This window comes from Paraniabella aurantiaca, from assembly GCF_050309965.1.
GTDB lineage: Bacteria > Bacteroidota > Bacteroidia > Chitinophagales > Chitinophagaceae > Niabella.
Genome location: NZ_JBLOSY010000002.1, coordinates 1,999,755 through 2,019,612, shown reverse-complemented (window position 1 = coordinate 2,019,612; position 19,858 = coordinate 1,999,755). Strand labels below are relative to the sequence as shown.

The following is a 19,858-nucleotide window of genomic DNA, read 5'->3' as shown; positions in this document are numbered from 1 at the left end:
AAACAGGTTGTTATAAAAATTATTTCTGCAAACCCCGCTCCTTTTTCTGCCAACCGGTTCGCAATAAAAGCGTCAACGCTGTAGTTTTACGCTACAGTATTTATACACTTACAGACCAGATCATTAAACCATGCAATACAAAAGCTCGTTATCAGTTAAAAAAGAAGTACTGCTACATATAGGATTATGGTTGGTTGCGGCCTACTTCACATTATTCAGTCCCGGTAAGGGTATATTGCTAAGCATGTTTCAGCTAACCTGGATGCTGGTGATCATAGCTGCGTTTTACTTCAATTACCTGATTATATTGCCCCGGGTATTTAACCGGATCAATATTTTTAAAGCAATAGCTGGTCTTGTAGTAGCCTACCTGTTCTTTATTTTATTCAGGTATTTTATTGAAGAGCTAATAATGAGCTGGTTCTTCCATTCAAGCAATTACCCCGATGGCGTATCGCCTTTATACTATGCATTCGATAACCTTTACTTTGGCAGCCTGCCCGTGATATTAAGCACCTTTTTCTGGTTAATCATCCGCAACATCCGTTTAGCGGATCATAACCGGTTTATTGCTGAGGAGCAAAAAATCACAGAGATTAAATTCCTGAAAGCCCAGATCAACCCCCATTTTATTTTTAATACACTGAATAATATTTATTCGATGGTTTATTTCAAGGCAGAAGGTTCATTAACGGCAATACAAAAGCTAAGCAATATGATGCGGTTCACTACCTATCAATCGCAAAAAGATCAAATACCTTTGTCTGATGAAATGGACTATATAAAGAATTACATAGAACTGGAATCACTGCGCCACGAGGCGAAAGACTTTGTACAATGGGACTTACAGGTAGAAGAGCCAACAGTTTTAATTCCCCCTTATATTCTCTCTCCTTTTGTGGAAAATGCGCTGAAACATGGACTGCTATCATCAGCGACACCTATTTGTATTCATTTAAAGGCAACATCCTCGTATATTCACTTTTCGGTTGTAAACTATATAGGTCTTCAACAAAAAGACAGTCACCAGGGCATTGGTATTGACAATGTGAGTAAGCGGCTGGAAATTTATTACCCCGACAGGTATCAACTGGATATTAACCGGCAGGAGCAACAGTTTATCGTTCATCTCCAAATCAATTTACAGTGAGCTCAACCATAAAATGCCTGATACTGGATGACGAGCCTTTAGCCGTAAGGCTTATAGATGATTACGCCCGGCAATTACCCGAATTGGAAGTGATGTATGCGGGCACCCAGGTTTACCAGGCGATGCTGGTATTGAAAAGCCAACAGATAGATCTCGTATTTCTCGATATACAGATGCCCGAACTCACCGGGATAGAGCTCATGCGGCATTTTAACCAACAGCATCATTTTATCATCACTTCCGCATACCAGGAGTATGCATTAGATGCTTTTCAATTCCAGGTAGTAGATTTCTTATTAAAACCCATAGTATTTGATCGCTTCCGCCAAAGCGTTAATAAGTTTATACAATGGCAGCAGAACTTTACGCGGACAGCTGACAATGGCTACATTTTTGTAAGAGCAGACCGGCAATATCACCAGGTAGCCATGGACACCATTATATATATTGAAGCGCTTAAAGATTATATACGCATACATACTACGCAAAACACCATACTGGTTTGGGAGAACATGAAAGATATTCTAGACAGGTTGCCCGCGAAAGAATTCATTCGTATTCATCGCTCCTATATAGTATCGCTTAAACAGGTTAAGCTGATAGAAAACAATCGGGTACAACTACAAAATGCAAACTGGCTACCTATTGGCGAAACCTACCGGAAAGTGGTGGTTGATTGGGTTACCCCACCTGCTTAACCAAACAGCAAGCGGTGCCTTACCCAATAGGTCTATCTAAAAATTGATCGCTATTAAAGCCACCAGACATCGGTCTTCTTTAATATCTTTATTGCAGGATATTAAATTAGATAAGATGCAGATACGAAAAGCTCGTTTGGAAGATCTCAATACACTATTACAATTTGAACAGGGCATTATTGAAGCAGAAAGACCTTTCGATGTCACATTGAAAACCGGGCACTTCCACTACTACGATTTAAAGGAAATGCTTAACCGGGATAACTGTGCCATTATGGTGGCTGAAGAAAACGGACAACTGATTGGAAGTGGTTCAGTACGTATTTTAGAGGCAAAGCCGTATAACAATTACGATTCTTATGCTTTTTTAGGATTTATGTATGTAGATCCTTCTTTCAGAGGCAGAGGGGTAAACAGCCAGATCATTGACGCGTTGAAAGAATGGACAATGAGTAAAGGTTTGACAGAAATACGTTTACAGGTTTACAGTGAAAACAGCAGCGCAATCAAAGCTTACGAAAAGGTTGGCTTTAAACCTATCTTAACAGAAATGAGACTGACTTAGAGTATAGATTTTAAGCCTTATATGAAACAACATACTACTAATTATTTCAACACGCTGATAGAAATAGCGGAGGACTGTCCGGTAGAGACAGCAGAAATACCCACTTCAAAGAATGATTCTAAAACAATAGCACGGCTTCAATATGAACTTTTGGCTAAACATCCGTATAAATACAGTTCGGATGATGTGCTTTTCAAGATATATGCACAGCGTAACGATATTACTAAAGCAGAATACAAAGCTGCCAGGGAATTATTTTTTTCAAAAGGGCAACCTTGCATGAGAGCTTCGCCGCTTACTAAAAGATATGGTTTTGGTGTACATGCCGATCAAAATGGTAAGATTGCCCTTTACGGTGTAGAGACGGCTGATTATGACAGGCTATTAAAAGATGAAGGCATAAAAAAGGTAAAGGCCATGCGTACTTCTAAAAAGTAAACCAGCCTTTACCTCATCCAATTAAAGCACTCTATTGTAAAACAGTCCCTTTGTTTAAATGGTGTACCGGAAGTATCTCCAGGGACTCCACGAACAGTAGCGATCGCCGATCTTAGCCCTTACCCGCCATCTGCCCGGCTGTGCGCCCACAAAATTATGCGTGAAACTGGTACCATGAATATCATGGTAAACTGCAAAAGTCTTGAAAGATTGGGCCGCCCACTCCCCTGCTTTTATGGCACCGAAAGCATCTATCTCTATACTGTAAGTGGCGCCGGGTATACCAACAGCGTTCCAGCTAAAATCTGTTTTACGGGGATAGTTACTAAAAACTTTACCCTCCGCAGGTGCATTGAGTACAGGTACAGCGCCTTTTGACCAGGTAAGTGTAGGATCGCCCAATATGCTCATTCCATAAAACCATTGCCGTTGCCATAATTCATGCACATTACCCCGGGCCTGCCACCAGCTTACCATGGCATCGCCAATACATTTGCCATCCCCGAGTGGTTTATAAAAGTCTGCAAAAAATAACATAGAACCGGTTTTAGTACTTCCTATGGCCGTTAGACCATTGGATATTTCTCCTCCTGCTTTATCAAAGATGTACCAGCCTCCGATATACTCGCTCTCGGTAAACCTGGCGCTGCTGCAGCAGAACAGGTTGTAAAAATGTGCATTAGGCGCTCGTTCATCCCTAAAGTAACTATTATAAATCCATTCCTTGGAATTGGTTGAAGGTATTCTGAATGAGTGTACATGAGGTGATGAGTGAGAGCATAACTGTACAAAAGAACGCAACTTGTTTACTTCTGTTTTATACAGATCAGCATCCGTTGTATCAGGATTAGTGAACTTGGTAATAAAAGAAGCCGGTACCATCTGGTCCATCTCACAATCATCAAAATCCACCCAATCGTCTTCAACATAAGCAAGCGCTGAACGGGAATGTCCCAGCTGACCGGTTCTGAAGCGATGATTCCTTTCAAAATAATCATTAATCAGCGCAGCATCATTACCATTTTGTGTTGGTGTCCATATACGGCCTAGCCATATTTCCGGAGTCATATCGCCGGATATGGCATTAAATTTTCCATCATTATCGGCATCTGCCCAGTTACCATTGAGTGTAGTGTAATATAAATCACAGGGAAATTCGGTATCGGCGCCATCAAAGTCATCGGTCATTTCAAACCAGGCGGGAGCAACAGCGCCTACCATGATAACACCTACCCTGCTTTTGCCTTTGATATAGTTTTTGATATAAGAGGGTCCTCCTCCCCTTACTACATGAACGGTGGCCCAGTAACCGTCTCTGGCCAGATCGAGGACAAAACGTTCTACATTAGTTCGGGTAGCCGTGTAAACATCTTTATGAACCAATATTAATACACGCCCTTTCAAAAATCGAAGCAAGCTATAAGAATTGAGATAAGCCTCGTTGGAATTAAACGAAGGACGGGGCATCTCCTCAATCAACGGCAAAAACTGGTAGTAATCTTTAAACTTTAAACGATGTTCTGCATAGGAATCATACCTCTTATATAACGGGTCATTCAACTTCAGGTTACGCACATTTTTATAAGCATTATTCAGCTTATACTGCCGGCCGATGGCCTGCATATTAATGAGCGTATTATCTTTTAATACAGTAGCTGCCGTAAACTTATTACTGGTGATAACACCATTTTTTACTGCAGACAACGCATCACCCGCTACCAGTTCCGGTAGCTTTTTTGCAGCTCTTGCTGCTTTCGTTTGTCCTGATGTTTTCTTTGCGGGCGCTTTTGATTTTTTGGGCGCTGCGGCTTTCTTGGGAGCATTTTTCCTGGTGGCCATATCGGTATTTTTTGGGATTATTAAAAACCAAAAATACCATCTGAAAGCACGGGGAAATTCCCGGTCACCTGTTTTAGTGAGCCAACCTCAACCCTGTAAAAGTGGTTATTCTTCTAATTTATCTTCTGCTCTCTCTCCATTCTCTACAATATCACCTGGCTTAAATAACACGTTTTTCATAACAATTCGCCAGTCTTCTTTTTTACGCAGCAGAAACTCCAGGTCCATGGCGAAATGTATAAATTCTTCTTTCTGTGCCTGCTTCATGATCTTTTTTGCTTCCCTGTCTTTCTCTACATGAATCCGTTGTTCGTACCAGTCAATAGCTTCGGCTTCTTCTATTAACGACTGGATCATCCTTGCGAATGTTCTCACCGGCTGTGATAATTCCTCTGGTGGTTCGTGATACTGGTCAAATCCCATAGTTTTCGATTTTAATGATTAAAAATTGTTCTAAGGCAATTATTAAGCCAATAGCAATCTGCAATCCAATCCGTATCGGCTCTCGTATCTATAGATATGAAAGGCCTTATACTACTCCATATTTTGTCACTATTAAGTTGCTCTAAAATGCAGCCTGCAAATACACAATATGATAAAGTAGCGCTCAGGTATCTGGCCCTGGGAGACTCCTATACAATTGGCGAAGGTGTTACTGCAAATGAATCCTTTCCCTACCAGCTTGCTGCTAAACTGCAAACCGACAGCATATCGATGGTAACACCACAAATTATTGCCCGTACCGGCTGGACTACTTCCGAGTTACAGGCAGCGGTCAATAAAGAAAATCTGTCAAAAAACTTCAACCTAGTTACTTTGCTCATCGGTGTTAATGATCAATACAGGAATGCCTCTGTAGATCAATACCGTTTCGAATTCAGAAAAATATTGCAGCAGGCTATTATTTTTGCCGGAGGTAACAGGACTAAAGTAATAGTACTTTCTATACCCGACTGGAGTGTAACACCTTTTGCGAAAAACAGCGATCGGTCTGTCACTGCCATTTCAGAGGAAATAGATGCTTTTAACGCCGTCAATAAGGAAGAAACTGTGGCACTTGGTGTGAGCTATGTAGATATCACAACGGCATCTAGAAAAGCTGCCTCGAACAGATCCCTGATCGCGGCTGATGGTTTACACCCATCTGGTAAAATGTATACAGAATGGGTTGAACTTATTACGAAGCAAATGAAAAATGCAGGTCGGTAGATATAAGAAATTATACGCAACTCATCATCGTTAAGGGTTTCTAATGACCATCTTACTACTGTCTTACAAGTAGCCGATCTATCTAATAATACAAGTGATACATAGAAACATTTTCGCAATGCTAAAGGAATGGATTGAAGAGAGAGTACATCTAAACCCCAGGATAGAATTGGGTTTAAACATTAAGACGTAACTAACTAAAAATAGTGATGAGCAGATTCGGCAGGAGTAGCGAGACCATTATGTATCCTAAAATTATTTCTTCTTATTCATCGAAAAACCAGCCATGGCCACTATCACCAAAACTATAATAATAAACTCAAACATGGCATAAAAATAGGTTATTGACAGATACCACCCGGCATACGGCAGGCTTTTCTTTTCAATAACCACGATGCTGCAAAAAGATGCCTTTATACAGCCAGATCCATTCAGCGTGATTCCTTAATCGATTTTCGAACTGATTACCGGTTAATAAACAATGTTCAACTTTCAAAGCCCTACATGTGCTATCACTTTTATCAATAGCTTTATTCACAAAATTTATACTATTGACACCCCTTGCATTTATACTTTTTAGTACAAATAGCCTACCTTTGCAAAATGAACACAGACACAGACCAATTAATTAAGCCCGAAACCACAGAGGTTGAGTTTGATCCGATCGAAAGCCATGTCAACAGCGAATATAAATATGGTTTTGTAACAGAAATTGAATCAGAGTCGGCACCAAAAGGGTTAAGTGAAGATATAGTACGTTTTATTTCAGCAAAGAAAAATGAACCAGAGTGGATGCTGGAATGGAGGTTAAAAGCGTATGCGCAGTGGCTCAAAATGAAAGAGCCACACTGGGCTAATGTTACTTTTCCACCTATTAACTACCAGGACGTTATTTATTATTCTGCTCCTAAACAAAAAATAAAGCCCAACAGCCTGAACGAGGTAGATCCTGAATTGATCAAAACGTTTGAAAAGCTGGGTATTTCTTTGGAAGAACAAAAACGCCTAACAGGGGTAGCCGTAGATGCCGTTATTGATAGCGTATCCATTGGCACTTCTTTTAAAGAGCAGCTGGCTGAACTGGGTATCATTTTCTGCTCTATGAGCGAAGCTATCCAGGAGCATCCTGAGTTAGTTCGCCAATATTTAGGTAGTGTAGTACCGGTTACTGATAACTATTTTTCAGCTTTAAATTCGGCAGTATTTAGCGATGGGTCATTCTGTTTTATTCCAAAAGGTGTTCGCAGCCCAATGGAGCTCTCCACTTATTTCCGGATCAATGCGGAAAATACGGGGCAGTTTGAACGTACTTTGATTGTGGCCGAGGACGGGGCTTATGTTAGTTACCTGGAAGGATGTACCGCTCCTATGAGAGATGAAAATCAACTACATGCAGCGGTTGTCGAAATAGTTGCTTTAGATAATGCTGAAGTTAAATATTCTACGGTACAAAACTGGTATCCCGGGGATAAAGATGGTAAAGGTGGTATTTATAATTTTGTTACTAAGCGAGGTATTTGTAAGGGTGTTAACTCTAAAATAAGCTGGACGCAGGTGGAAACAGGATCTTCCATTACCTGGAAGTATCCCAGTGTAATTCTCCAGGGTGATAACTCTATCGGTGAATTCTATTCTGTAGCAGTTACCAATAATCGCCAACAGGCGGATACCGGAACCAAGATGCTACACATCGGTAAAAATACGAGAAGTCGTATTGTAAGCAAAGGAATATCAGCAGGTTACAGCAACAACAGTTATCGCGGTTTAGTGAGAGTGGGTAAGAATGCAGCAAACGCACGTAACTTTTCTCAATGTGATTCTTTACTATTAGGCGATAAGTGTGGCGCTCATACCTTCCCTTATATAGAGGTGAAAAATAGCACAGGTATGGTTGAGCATGAAGCCACTACCTCCAAAATTGGAGAAGACCAGATATTTTATTGTAACCAGCGTGGCATTGATACTGAAACTGCGGTTGCCTTAATCATCAATGGCTTTGCTAAGGAAGTAATGAATCAATTACCCATGGAATTTGCAGTTGAAGCGCAAAAGTTACTGGCAATCAGTCTGGAGGGAAGTGTAGGGTAAACTTTAATTTAAAGTTGAAGATTCAAGGTTTAAAGTTGAAGATTGAAGAATTGCTGTTACTAATCATTGTTATTTAAATAGACATTATATATCAATTAAATTATTAACAAATTTCTGAATACTTTAAAATTTAAACCTATGGCAACAATCAAACGCTTTGAGGACCTTGACATTTGGAAAGACGCAAGAATAATATGCAATGAGGTCCGCAAAATTATTTTAAATTCTGACTTAAAGAATGACTACAGGCTTAAGGACCAGATAAGCGGATCGTCCGGATCAATTATGGATAATATTGCAGAAGGATTTGAGAGAAACGGAAATGTTGAATTCAGGCAATTTTTATCAATTGCAAAAGGTTCTGCAGGTGAAGCCCGGTCTCAATTATACAGAATTTTTGATTTTGGATATGTAGACCAGGAAGCATTTGGAACTCTTAAAACATCGATGGAACTTTTAAGTGGAAAAATAAACGGTTTTATAAATTATCTTAATAACAATAACTACAAAGGAGTTAAGTTCAGAAGATCGGATAACGATAGTAAACTTTAAACTCCAAACATTAAACTTTGAATAAAATATGTTGAAAATAAACAACCTGAGAGCAGGTATTGAAGATAGAGAGATATTAAAAGGAATCAATTTACAAATAAATCCAGGTGAAGTACATGCGATCATGGGCCCCAACGGTTCGGGTAAAAGTACCCTGGCTTCTGTATTAGCCGGCAAGTCGGATTATGAAGTGCTAGATGGATCAGTTGAGTTCATGGGCAAAGACCTTTTAGAACTGGCCCCTGAAGAGCGTGCCGGCGAGGGAGTATTCTTAAGCTTTCAGTATCCGGTTGAAATTCCAGGTTTGAGTACTACCAATTTTATGAAAACAGCCGTAAACGAAGTACGTAAATATCGCGGTGAAGAAGAGTTGGATGCTGTTTCTTTCTTGAAAAAAATGAAAGAGAAAATGGCTTTGGTAGAAATAGACCAGGTAATGTTGAGCCGCTCTTTAAATGAAGGTTTCTCAGGTGGTGAGAAAAAACGTAACGAGATATTCCAGATGGCAATGCTCGAACCCAAATTAGCCATACTGGATGAAACAGATTCAGGTCTGGATATTGATGCGATCCGGATTGTTGCAAATGGTGTAAACAAACTGCGCACGCCTGAAAACGGCATCCTGGTAATTACCCACTACCAGCGTTTATTAGATTATATCGTTCCAGATTTTGTTCACGTCTTATATAATGGCCAGATTGTAAAATCGGGCACCAAAGAACTGGCTTACGAGCTGGAAGAAAAAGGATACGATTTTATCAAGAGCGCTTTGGTATAATAAGCCAATTAGCTAATGTGCCATTTAGCCAATCGCTCAATGCAAATTTAAGAGATGACAATCCATTAGCACATCAGCAAATTATCACATCATCACATTACAATATTAATGGACACAATTACTTACTTTAAAGGACGTTTTGAACAGCTTCAGGCAAATCCGGTGGATACCTATATTAAAGCCATGAGAGACGAGGCGTTCTCTGAATTTGAACAAACAGGCATTCCTACAGTAAAACACGAGGAATGGAAATATACCCGTATCAACGACTTCTTTGGTAAAGATTATCATTTTACTACCGATCTTAAAGAACAATCTTTTACAGCAGCGGACCTGGAAAAATTGCAGTTGCCCGGTCATGAAGAAGCCAACCTGATCGTATTTATCAACGGCCATTTTCATCCGGAACTATCTCATACAAGATCCGGGGAGCTGGAAATCACTTCGCTGCAGGCAGCAACCACGCATGCACAATATAGTGCTATTGTAAAAGAACATTTGGGACATAGTGCCTCTTATCATAAAGACGGCATCAATGCTTTGAATACCGCTTTTATACAGGAAGGTGTATTTGTACACGTTTTTAAAAGTAAGGCAGCCAGCCATCCTATTTACTTCTATAATATCACAGATGCCCGCAGCGGTAATATTTTTGCTCAACCGAGAAGCCTGGTGCATGTTGCTGAAAATGCGCAAGTGCAAATGGTAGAAACATTTGTTACGATTGGTGCTGATGAAAGCTTTACTAACCAGGTTATTGAACTGGTAGTAGAAAAAGACGCTATCCTGGACCTTTATAAGATACAGAATGACGAGCCTAACTCAAAAGTGGTAAGTACTACACATGTACACCAGGTAGGTAAAAGTGTAGCCAATGTAGTTACCGTTTCTTTAAATGGAGGGTTGATTCGTAATAACCTGAACATGGTTATGTCTGCCGAACATTGTGAGGCAAACATGTTTGGATTATACCTGGGAGACCAGCAAACACATATCGACAACCACACAGTGGTAGATAATCGCCAGCCCCATTGCCTGAGCAACGAATTGTACAAAGGCGTATTGAATGGCAACTCAACCGGTGTATTTAATGGTAAGATATTTGTGCGCCAGATTGCTCAGAAAACCAATGCTTACCAAAGCAATCGTAATATACTATTATCCGACAATGCCAGCGTTAACACGAAGCCTCAGCTGGAGATTTTTGCTGATGATGTAAAATGTTCGCATGGCTGTACAGTTGGAAGCCTGGATGAAGATGCGCTTTTCTATATGCGTTCACGTGGTATTGAAGAAAAAACGGCTACCGCTCTCCTGCTTCATGGTTTTGCATTGGATGTGTTGGAAAAGATCAGGCACGAAAATGTGAGAGCATTCGTAGAAGAATTAGTAGTAAAGAAACTGGATTTATAAATTTAAATTGTCATTAAGCCGAGCCGGGAAATCAAAAATATTTCTTGAAGTTGTTTTAATGACATTGAAACCGGGTCATTATGGAAACAGCGACTATAAATGCAATACATACTTTTGATGTAGCAGCTATCCGGAAAGACTTCCCCATTCTTAACCGGGAAGTAAAAGGCCACCCTTTGGTGTACTTCGACAATGCAGCTACCTCTCAAAAACCGCAATCGGTTATTGATGCACTGGTACATTATTATAGCTTTAATAATGCCAATGTGCACAGGGGCATTCATTCTTTAGCGGAAGAAGCTACCGCCGATTTTGAAGCAACAAGAGATGCGGTTAAAGATTTTATTAATTCCGCATCGCGGGAAGAGATCATCTATACGCGGGGCACCACCGAAGGCATCAACCTGGTGGCTTACACCTGGGCCAGACAAAATCTGGAAAAGGGAGATGAAGTCATCATATCCGGAATGGAGCACCATTCCAATATTGTTCCCTGGCAGATTATATGTGAGCAGAACGAAGCAAAATTGAAAGTAATTCCCGTTAACGACAACGGTGAACTACTAATGGATGAATACATTGCTTTATTAAATGATCGCACTAAACTGGTTGCAGTTAACCACGTGTCAAACGCAATGGGAACAGTAAACCCCATTAAAGAAATCATTCAATTGGCGCATGATAGAGGCGCAGTGGTTTTAATAGACGGAGCTCAAAGCGCCCTGCACCTCGACATTGATGTGCAGGATCTTGATTGTGATTTCTTTGTATTTTCCTCGCACAAATTACTGGGTCCTACAGGTATGGGCATCTTATATGGCAAAAAAGACATCCTGAATGCCATGCCTGTTTTTGCAGGTGGCGGTGAAATGATCAAAGAAGTAACTTTCGAAAAAACCACCTACAACGAGTTGCCTTACAAGTTTGAAGCAGGCACTCCCAATATCGCCGATGCCATCGCGTTAAAACCGGCAATAGATTATATTAATAGAGTTGGTAAAGACAATATCCGGAGGCACGAAGACTTGTTATTGAACCATGCCACCGAAAGACTGAGAACCATTGATGGCCTTCAGATTATCGGTGATAACGATCATAAAGTAAGTGTACTCTCTTTTGTTATCAGCGGTGTGCATCCTCAGGATGTAGGTATATTATTAGATAATAAAGGGATCGCAGTCAGAACAGGACATCATTGTGCAGAACCTTTAATGAACCGGTTCTGTGTGCCAGGTACAATCAGGGCCTCGTTTGCTTTGTATAACACTATTGAAGAAGTAGATAAACTGGCGGAAGGATTAATTAAAGCAGTAAAGATTTTAAGATAAGGTGAAATTTCAATTCGCCATACTATTTGTGATTGCTGTTTATACGTCTACACAGTTATTGAGTCAGCCCAGTAATAACATTAGAAAAAGTGAAAAGGCTGTACGCTCTTTTAAATGTTACGATGATAGATTGGATACATCAGATGTCTTTACGAAAACAGAAATTACTCCCAAGTACAAGGGAAGGGGTGGATTTGAAAGCTACTTAACCGAACGTTTAAGTTCTTCTATGTTGCTTTCAAGCGTTTCTGATAAGTTATTTACAGATACGGTACAGGTAAAATTTGTTTTAAAGCCAGACTCACTACGGATGAGTAGTGTAGCCTGCGGAGATGCAAAAAATAGCCAGTTTAAAGATCAGTTGATTCAGGCAATTAAAGAGTCGGCCTGCTCATGGATACCAGGAGGATTTAGTGGCAGGGAGGTAAAAAGCTGGGTAATTTTAAATATTTATTACACCGTTGATCGAAAAAGAAATAATCTTTCACTAAATGCGGGTTACGAAATGGCTAATAAATGGAGCCCGCGTGCTTCAACATGGAACGACTAATTCATAAAAGAAAAATGGCAAATACGATAGAACAAACAGAAGCTGAAATAATAGACGAGTTCTCGCTGTTTGACAGTTGGGACGACAAGTATGAATACATTATCGATTTAGGCAAGAAACTGGCTCCATTGCCGGATGAACATAAAAAAGATGAAAACAAGGTAAAAGGCTGTCAATCTACTGTATGGTTGGTAGCCCACTACAGGGAAGGCAAAGTTCATTTCCGCGCCGAAAGCGATGCTGTTATTGTTAAAGGACTGATCAGTATGTTAATTCGCGTATTAAGCGGACATACACCTGATGAGATCTTAAATGCCAACATGGACTTTATTAATAAAATTGGCATGACCAGTCATCTGGCGCAAACCCGTTCTAATGGACTTTTGGCCATGGTAAGGCAAATGAAAAATTATGCGCTGGCGTTTAAGAGTTTAAAGTTTGATGCTTAATATTGAACTCGTTACTCTTAACATTAAACTTTGACAAATGAACGAAGAAGAAATAAAAGAAAAAGTCATCGAGGTTATAAAAACCATTTTCGATCCCGAGTTGCCGGTGAATATTTTCGAACTGGGGCTTATTTACAAAGTAGAAGTAAATAAGGGGGGAAATGTTTTTGTTTTGATGACACTGACAGCACCTGGATGTCCGGCAGCTCAATCACTTCCGTTAGAAGTAGATGAAAAAGTAAGGGCAGTTGAGGGAGTTAGCGATGTATTGGTTACCGTAACCTGGGATCCACCATGGAACAAATCAATGATGAGCGAAGTGGCACAATTAGAACTTGGTTTTATGTAAATACTCTATATGAAAATTACTGCACAGGAAGAATATGGCTTAAGGATCTTAATCCGCATAGGGTCTTGCAAAGATCGTGACGGCATGAGCATTCCTCAACTAAGTGAAACCGAACAGTTGAGCCAACATTATATTGCAAAATTAACAAGGCTACTTCGCATGTCTAACCTTATACGCAGCACACCAGGTAATAAGGGAGGATATGTTTTAGCTAAACCTGCCGGTGAAATAGTAATTAAGCAGGTTTTGGAAGCTCTGGGCACCCCGCTTGATAAAGAATTCACAGATGAGAATGGAGCCGTAATGCGTTTTTGTACCAGTTCGGTAGACTGCTCATCCCGTTCTCTGTGGCAAATGATACAAATGACTGTAAATAATTTACTGGAACGCATCACTTTGCTCGATCTTGTAAGTGAAAATGATGCCTCCAGAACCATTTTTGATGCATTAAGTCCTGAATTTTTAGAAAAAAGGTAGCATATTTTTTATTTACATATTCAATAAATTGATTTTCAGTTAAAAAAAATTTTAAAAACTTATTATTTTTTGGGTTACCTCTTTGTCTTTTGGGTATTAATATTCAAATTATAATTTTAACAACAAAAAAGACAATCATGAAAAAATTATTCGCAATTGCTTTGATCGCTGTATCTTTCGCAGCTTGTAACAGTGCTGAAACTAAAACTGAAGAAGCAGCAGAAGCTACTGCAGATTCTTTAAACACTCAGGTTGAAGCTATCGCTGATTCAGCTAAAGCTACTATCGATTCAGCTGCTGCTACTGTAGATTCAGCTGCTGCTGCTACTGTTGATTCAGTTAAAGCTGCTCACTAATTGAAGCAATTACCATTTAACTATAAAGAGGCCGGTTGATTTTTCAACCGGCTTTTTTGTGCGACTAATCTACCAGGGGAAGTTCGATATGAAAGGTAGTACCCTTGTTAGTATCTGTTTCAAAGGTAATTTCGCCACCCGCCTGCTCTACAATGGTTTTACACATAGCAAGACCAAGGCCGGTACCGGAGGTTTTAGTAGTAAAATTGGGCGTAAAAATCTTGTCAAGCATTTCTTCCTTTATGCCCACACCATTATCACTTACGCTTACATATACCTTGTTTCCTTCTACCCTTTCCTTGACCGTCATTTTGCAGATCACATCTTCGCGGGCAGCTTCAATAGCATTTCCAAAAAGGTTGGTAAATACACGGTTCATATGCGTTTTATCAGCAAACACATTAATAGGCTGTGAAAGCGGTTGCCAAAGCAGGTCTACCTCAGGATTCTTACTGTAAATAACAATTAATGGCTGTATTACCTCGTGCAGATCAAATATCTCGGTTTTAACCTGGTTGATATTTGCAAATTGAGAAAAGTCTGCTGCGATCTTCGACAAGTGGTCAATTTGTTCTACCAGGGTTTTAGATACGTTAAAAGTCAGCTGCTGCACATTAGGGCTATCATTATCGATGGCCCTCTGCAGGTATTGCAAACTTAGCTTCATTGGAGTAAGGGGATTTTTTATCTCGTGCGCTACCTGCCGTGCCATTTCCCGCCAGGCCTCCTGCCGCTCCGATTTTGCCAAAGCATCAGCACTTACCTGTAGCTTGGTCACCATTTTATTATATTCTGTCACCAGGCTGCCTATTTCGTCATTCTTTTCCCAAATGATCATTTCATTGTGCTTGGACAGGTTTACCTGCATCAGCTTATCTTTTATAAGCGCAAAAGAGTGCGTAATGCGGTTAGTAATAAGTAAGGCTACCAGTCCGGTAATCAAAAAGATGAATGCGTTCAAATTGATCAATGTGATTAAAAACCTGGATATTTCTTCATTCAGTACCTGCTCAGAAATGAAGTAGGGTATGCTGAGATAAGCATAGAAAGACCCGTCTTTATTTCTTAAAGGAGCATACATATTGGTATACTTGCGATCCAGTATTTTCTCTTTTTGCGTATGTTCAATATGACGAAGCTTTTGCAAATAGTAAAAGGCACGCGGGTCTATCTTTGAACTCAACACGCCATTATCATATAGATCAGGATGACTGGTAGCTAATAAGTTTCCTCTGAAATTATAAAGATTCACATCTACCCCATGTATGTCAGCAACCCGCTTCATGATCTCTTCCAGCCTTTGAGAATTTAAAGAGTCTGCCTGTTCATATACCAGTGATCCAATTTCGGTATGCGACTGCATTTCATTCAGCATAATGCTCATTGTTCTGCCCAGGTGTTCCGAGTTAGAATCGTCAAAGCGCTTGGTGAAAAACGAGATGGTAGCTATACCAATCACCAGAAACGACAAAAGCGTTATCAATATAAAGGTATTATGTATTTGCCCGCGAATGCTGGTAGAAAATCGTAACTGCTTTTTCAACCGCCCCTTATTTAAAGCAAAATTGAGCAAATTGGATACGAGCTGTATCAAAGCTACCAGGAAGAGAAAGGCACAAAAGATATAGGAAAAAAGCGTGATAGTTTCCAGGACACGCTCGTTTTTGCGTGTCATTACAATGATTTTATCATAACCCGCACGATACCATAATTCACTGTAACCATTGTTTTCCCTTAATTCGAAAGTTGATTTCGGAATTTGTGATGTAACCAATGTAGACGTAAAAGGATACTTCTTGGATGAAGTAACTAATAAGTTTTTAGAATACACCGCATAATTATATACCGGCGAATTGAAGAAAGACGAATCTCTTGACTGCCTGAAGAGCTCAGGCCGAATGTTGTCGGGAGAATATTTGTTAGGCTTGGATATGATCCAGACCGTTCCTATCAAACCTCCCTCATCGTTAGTAATACGCCTTTGCGTTATATAGGCAAACTTTTCATAGGACGGCTCATAAATATAAAGATCGGGAGAGCTGGTTGCGTTAGACTGCCTCTGAATTATATTTTGAAGTGATTCATAAGAAAGATTCCCCGTATTAAACATGGGTCTGTTTAAACTATCAAAAAGGTAAAAACTGGGGGTATAATCCCTTATATACCTTGAATAGTTGTTGGAGAGGATGCTATCCCTTAAATATTCATTTTGCCGCTCATCATAAAACCTGTTATAGTTCTCTTTAAAAAAATCATTGTCCAGGTAAATATTCGCCATTACGATCAGTCGTTCTGTAGCCGAATCGCTCTTTACATTTAGCTTTTCAATATAAACCCGGCGTTGTTTCAGTTCGGCATTATCAATTTCTGATAACATCAAAAAAGATATACTTACAGAAAAGATAAATATCCAGACTATGGTTCCCGAAATATTAAAACGAATTAGTTTGTTTAGAGATCGCTCATTGTTAAACAGGAAAGTATATATCAATAACCAGAGTAAACAAAGCAGGTACAGTGAGCCGGAATTGGAAGCAACAACAGCGATATAAGAGAGTCCGCCTACCGCAATAAGAAGATATATAAGATACACCCGACTTCTAAATGCCGGAAACAGATAATGAAATAGTATGCGGGAAAAATAATGAAAACCGAATGAAAGAAAAGCCAGAATGATAAACCCGATTGCAGTATAAACAGATAACCCAAAGAAGTTGGTAACGTCAAAAGAAACTTTTGAGTTGGATATTATACTCCTGATAACGTTTACGACAACAAATGTGAGCAAGAGTAACAAAACAATATAAACAACTCCCTGCAACCATTGAATACGATGCACTCCCCTGCTTTCTCCAGGCGATATTGTACCATCCGGCTTGATCCTGTTCCAGATAAAAATACCAAACCAGCAAAAAAGCGCGCTGTTAAGCAATAAATCTCCCAAACTGGGTAATATCATATTGGCATTGTATAGCTGCTGACCAAAAAGATCGAGGCTATCTAATTTGAATAGGTTGCGACATATATATAATGACAGCCGGAAAAGCAGCAAACAGAAAAGAAACAACGGTATATCAGCAAACTTATGTTGTCTCACTACATTTTTAAATAGCAGGAAGTAAAGCGCCAGAAAAGCGAAAAAGAGGCTCACTAATCTTATGATAACCAGCAAAGGACCATCCGGACTGGACGTAGCTGCAGGCTTCTTATTCAGGTAGACAGAAGTTTTGCCTGACAAGGATTTTATAGCATGGGGAGTAGGCGTTTCGCTAACGCCCGCTATCGATGTAAGACCCGGGCTTAATGGAAAAGTTTCCTTTGCATAATCGGTCGAATTCAAATAATAGGTAGACTGAACAAGGATGGCGGAATAAACAGTTACGTCTTTTATATTGGCTGCTGTAAACTTTTTTATCAGGTAATAGCCATTAGCCAGCTTTTGCAGCTTTTCATCTGCGACCTTATGTAAAATACTGTCAGGTATTATAATAGTAGCTGTATTCCAGAAATGAAGATAGGGCTCATTACTCTGGGCTCCCTTATAAATGTAAAGGCCGTAAGGTTTATTATATAGCAGGTCTACATCGGTCTGCGTTTCTCTGTCTTCACTTAACCTGCGTATAAGAGCAGTATCCCTCACTACCGTAGCTGCATCCTCTTCCTGTTGATGAATACCTCTTTGAAGTTCTCTTTCTTTATACTCTAAAGACGTTTCATTAAGCGAGGGAGTCTTAAAAACAAAAGTGCCTGCAAATAAAACCAAGGAAACTATCAGTATCAGGTAGCTCCAAAAGTTTTTATTTTGATAGACCTTATTCATTCTCCTGTTTTGCGCTTTTTACGCTGTTCCACATAGCATCCATTTCCTCTAATGTCATATTGTTGAGGCTTTGCCCCCTACCGGCTGCAATTGCTTCCATTTGAGTAAACCGGCTTTGAAATTTTTTATTCGTGCGCTCCAGGGCTGCGTCTGCGTCAATATTTAAAAACCGGGCATAGTTAATAATCGAAAAAAGCAGATCACCCAATTCCTCCTGTTGTCGCAACTGGGACTCCTCCTGGCTTACCGCAGATTGTAACTCCTCCATTTCCTCTTCTACTTTTTCCCATACATCTTCTTTCTTCTCCCATTCAAATCCTACCTGCTTCGCTTTTTCCTGCAATCGCATGGCTTTGGTAATACTGGGTAAAGAAACAGGAACCCCACTTAAGACAGAAGTTTTTCCTTCTTTCAATTTAATACGTTCCCAATTCCGCTTTACATCTTCTTCGCTTTTTACCTCTAATAATCCCTCAGTCTTTTCTTCCGGTGGATAAATATGCGGGTGTCTTTTAATGAGTTTTTCACTTATTCCGCTGATCACCTCATCAATAGTAAATTGCTGTTGTTCTGCCGCGATTTTTGAGTAAAATACTATGTGTAGCAACAGATCTCCCAACTCCTCTTTTATATTCAACCAGTCTTCATCAAGGATAGCATCAGTCAGTTCGTATGTTTCCTCTAATGTCATTTGCCTCAGCGACTGAATGGTTTGTTTTCTATCCCAGGGACACTTTTCACGAAGGGTTTCCATAATAGTTACCAATCGTTCAAATGTATTTTGAATCATTATAATTATGAATTTTATAAAAAGTAAAAATTGATATCTAAGGTTTCATAAGCAACTGCTGTTTGAAACATTTTGGGTACCATCAACTTCACTATAACAAATATTGTGCTGAAATTGAAATTCGCAGTAAATCAAAAGATTCAAAATCAATAAAGTATTCGAATCAATTCTTCTTTGAGAAGAAGGTATGAAAGAAAAGCAGCTGGTACTTCACTGCATTTTCCCAATAGGGCCATGTATGACCTCCGGGACGGGTTATATAATCGTGTGGTATATTGCGGTATGAGAGCTGCCTGTGCAATTCCTGGTTGACCTCGTAAAAAAAATCTTCAGTACCACAGTCTATAATAATGCTTAAAGTTTTAGGTTCTATTAAATGCAGCATATTAATAACAGTATTTTTCTCCCAGAGATCTGCTGCTTCCGCGTATTTACCCAATCGTTTAGACATATCCCAGTTATTAGGAAAAGGTCTTATATCTACACCACCGCTCATACTGCCGGTTGCACCAAAAACATCGGGATGTTTAATAGCAAGATATAAAGCGCCATGACCTCCCATACTCAAACCGGCAATAGCCCTTCCAGTGGCACTTTTAATAGTTGAGTAATTAGCATCTACCCAGGCCACCAATTCTTTCGAAACATAAGTTTCATATTTAAACAAGGGGTCTACGGGACTATCCCAGTACCAGCTGCCAAAACCTCCGTCTGCACACACTACGATCTGGTTATATTGGTCGGCCGACGCTGATACTGCAGTTGCCTTTGGCCAGTTGGCGTAGCTGCCACTATAACCATGCAAAAGATATACAACAGGGTACTGCTTAGACTTGTCATAATTGTCGGGAGTAATAACCACCGCTTTAATATCCTTCTTCATCGCAGTGCTACGGGTCACAACCGTGTCAACCTTAGATGCAGATACTATATTAGAGATGAGGGTAAGAGCTAACAACCAGGTACCTAATTTGTAGTTCATCATTGATAGAAGTTTGAACACGAATTT

Annotated in this window: 20 protein-coding genes; 15 read left to right on the top strand and 5 right to left on the bottom strand. The window is 39.8% G+C overall.

All coding sequences use genetic code 11. The annotated features are described in order from the left end of the window. The first annotated feature begins 130 nt into the window (after positions 1-130). From ACLOAU_RS22675 to ACLOAU_RS22660, 4 genes are all read left to right on the top strand, one after another. Positions 131-1,150 (top strand): sensor histidine kinase, encoded by a 1,020-nt coding sequence (locus ACLOAU_RS22675; RefSeq protein ID WP_427864192.1) that lies wholly within the window; start codon positions 131-133, stop codon positions 1,148-1,150. Next, positions 1,147-1,848 (top strand): LytR/AlgR family response regulator transcription factor, encoded by a 702-nt coding sequence (locus tag ACLOAU_RS22670; protein ID WP_427864191.1) that lies wholly within the window; start codon positions 1,147-1,149, stop codon positions 1,846-1,848. The genes ACLOAU_RS22675 and ACLOAU_RS22670 overlap by 4 nt, the downstream gene beginning before the upstream one ends. Positions 1,849-1,963: 115 nt before the next feature. Continuing rightward, positions 1,964-2,413 carry a GNAT family N-acetyltransferase gene (locus tag ACLOAU_RS22665; protein ID WP_427864190.1) on the top strand — a complete coding sequence of 150 codons (450 nt, stop codon included), beginning with the start codon at positions 1,964-1,966 and terminating at the stop codon, positions 2,411-2,413. A 21-nt stretch (positions 2,414-2,434) separates the two neighbouring features. After that, the gene (locus ACLOAU_RS22660) at positions 2,435-2,851 is read left to right on the top strand and encodes a DUF6157 family protein (RefSeq protein WP_427864189.1); all 417 of its coding nucleotides are present in this window, start codon (positions 2,435-2,437) and stop codon (positions 2,849-2,851) included. Between the two features lie 54 nt (positions 2,852-2,905). Here the strand turns inward: ACLOAU_RS22660 and ACLOAU_RS22655 are convergent, their stop codons facing one another. Next, positions 2,906-4,690 (bottom strand): C25 family cysteine peptidase, encoded by a 1,785-nt coding sequence (locus ACLOAU_RS22655; protein ID WP_427864188.1) that lies wholly within the window; start codon positions 4,688-4,690, stop codon positions 2,906-2,908. Positions 4,691-4,795: 105 nt separating this feature from the next. After that, the gene (locus ACLOAU_RS22650; protein WP_427864187.1) at positions 4,796-5,113 is read right to left on the bottom strand and encodes a ferritin family protein; all 318 of its coding nucleotides are present in this window, start codon (positions 5,111-5,113) and stop codon (positions 4,796-4,798) included. A 147-nt stretch (positions 5,114-5,260) separates the two neighbouring features. Between ACLOAU_RS22650 and ACLOAU_RS22645 the strand changes: the two genes are divergently transcribed. From ACLOAU_RS22645 to ACLOAU_RS22595, 11 genes are all read left to right on the top strand, one after another. After that, positions 5,261-5,899, top strand: coding sequence for an SGNH/GDSL hydrolase family protein (locus ACLOAU_RS22645; RefSeq protein ID WP_427864186.1), 639 nt, complete (start codon positions 5,261-5,263; stop codon positions 5,897-5,899). Between the two features lie 603 nt (positions 5,900-6,502). Then, positions 6,503-7,987 (top strand): Fe-S cluster assembly protein SufB, encoded by a 1,485-nt coding sequence (gene sufB, locus ACLOAU_RS22640; protein WP_427864185.1) that lies wholly within the window; start codon positions 6,503-6,505, stop codon positions 7,985-7,987. 138 nt (positions 7,988-8,125) lie between these two features. Continuing rightward, the gene (locus ACLOAU_RS22635) at positions 8,126-8,539 is read left to right on the top strand and encodes a four helix bundle protein (protein WP_427864184.1); all 414 of its coding nucleotides are present in this window, start codon (positions 8,126-8,128) and stop codon (positions 8,537-8,539) included. A gap of 28 nt (positions 8,540-8,567) precedes the next feature. Continuing rightward, positions 8,568-9,317, top strand: a complete 750-nt coding sequence (sufC, locus tag ACLOAU_RS22630; protein WP_427864183.1) for a Fe-S cluster assembly ATPase SufC — start codon at positions 8,568-8,570, stop codon at positions 9,315-9,317. Positions 9,318-9,425: 108 nt separating this feature from the next. Next, complete coding sequence (gene sufD / locus ACLOAU_RS22625) at positions 9,426-10,730, top strand: Fe-S cluster assembly protein SufD (protein WP_427864182.1); 1,305 nt, start codon at positions 9,426-9,428, stop codon at positions 10,728-10,730. A gap of 80 nt (positions 10,731-10,810) precedes the next feature. Then, on the top strand, positions 10,811-12,058 hold the full coding sequence (locus ACLOAU_RS22620; RefSeq protein ID WP_427864181.1) for a SufS family cysteine desulfurase: 1,248 nt from the start codon (positions 10,811-10,813) through the stop codon (positions 12,056-12,058). Position 12,059: 1 nt separating this feature from the next. Then, the gene (locus ACLOAU_RS22615) at positions 12,060-12,608 is read left to right on the top strand and encodes a hypothetical protein (RefSeq protein ID WP_427864180.1); all 549 of its coding nucleotides are present in this window, start codon (positions 12,060-12,062) and stop codon (positions 12,606-12,608) included. Between the two features lie 14 nt (positions 12,609-12,622). Beyond that, positions 12,623-13,057 (top strand): SufE family protein, encoded by a 435-nt coding sequence (locus ACLOAU_RS22610; RefSeq protein ID WP_427864179.1) that lies wholly within the window; start codon positions 12,623-12,625, stop codon positions 13,055-13,057. 37 nt (positions 13,058-13,094) lie between these two features. Then, positions 13,095-13,406 carry an iron-sulfur cluster assembly protein gene (locus tag ACLOAU_RS22605; protein WP_427864178.1) on the top strand — a complete coding sequence of 104 codons (312 nt, stop codon included), beginning with the start codon at positions 13,095-13,097 and terminating at the stop codon, positions 13,404-13,406. 9 nt (positions 13,407-13,415) lie between these two features. Continuing rightward, positions 13,416-13,883 (top strand): Rrf2 family transcriptional regulator, encoded by a 468-nt coding sequence (locus ACLOAU_RS22600; RefSeq protein WP_427864177.1) that lies wholly within the window; start codon positions 13,416-13,418, stop codon positions 13,881-13,883. A 137-nt stretch (positions 13,884-14,020) separates the two neighbouring features. Further along, the gene (locus ACLOAU_RS22595; protein ID WP_427864176.1) at positions 14,021-14,239 is read left to right on the top strand and encodes a hypothetical protein; all 219 of its coding nucleotides are present in this window, start codon (positions 14,021-14,023) and stop codon (positions 14,237-14,239) included. 64 nt (positions 14,240-14,303) lie between these two features. On the opposite strand, the gene ACLOAU_RS22590 is transcribed toward ACLOAU_RS22595, so the two are convergent. The 3 genes from ACLOAU_RS22590 to ACLOAU_RS22580 form a co-directional block, all read right to left on the bottom strand. After that, on the bottom strand, positions 14,304-18,059 hold the full coding sequence (locus ACLOAU_RS22590; protein WP_427864175.1) for an ATP-binding protein: 3,756 nt from the start codon (positions 18,057-18,059) through the stop codon (positions 14,304-14,306). Beyond that, positions 18,052-18,849, bottom strand: a complete 798-nt coding sequence (gene mazG, locus ACLOAU_RS22585; protein ID WP_427864174.1) for a nucleoside triphosphate pyrophosphohydrolase — start codon at positions 18,847-18,849, stop codon at positions 18,052-18,054. The genes ACLOAU_RS22590 and mazG overlap by 8 nt, the downstream gene beginning before the upstream one ends. Before the next feature lie 163 nt (positions 18,850-19,012). Beyond that, positions 19,013-19,834: an alpha/beta hydrolase gene (locus ACLOAU_RS22580; protein ID WP_427864173.1), complete on the bottom strand. Its 822-nt coding sequence runs from the start codon at positions 19,832-19,834 to the stop codon at positions 19,013-19,015. Positions 19,835-19,858: the final 24 nt, after the last annotated feature.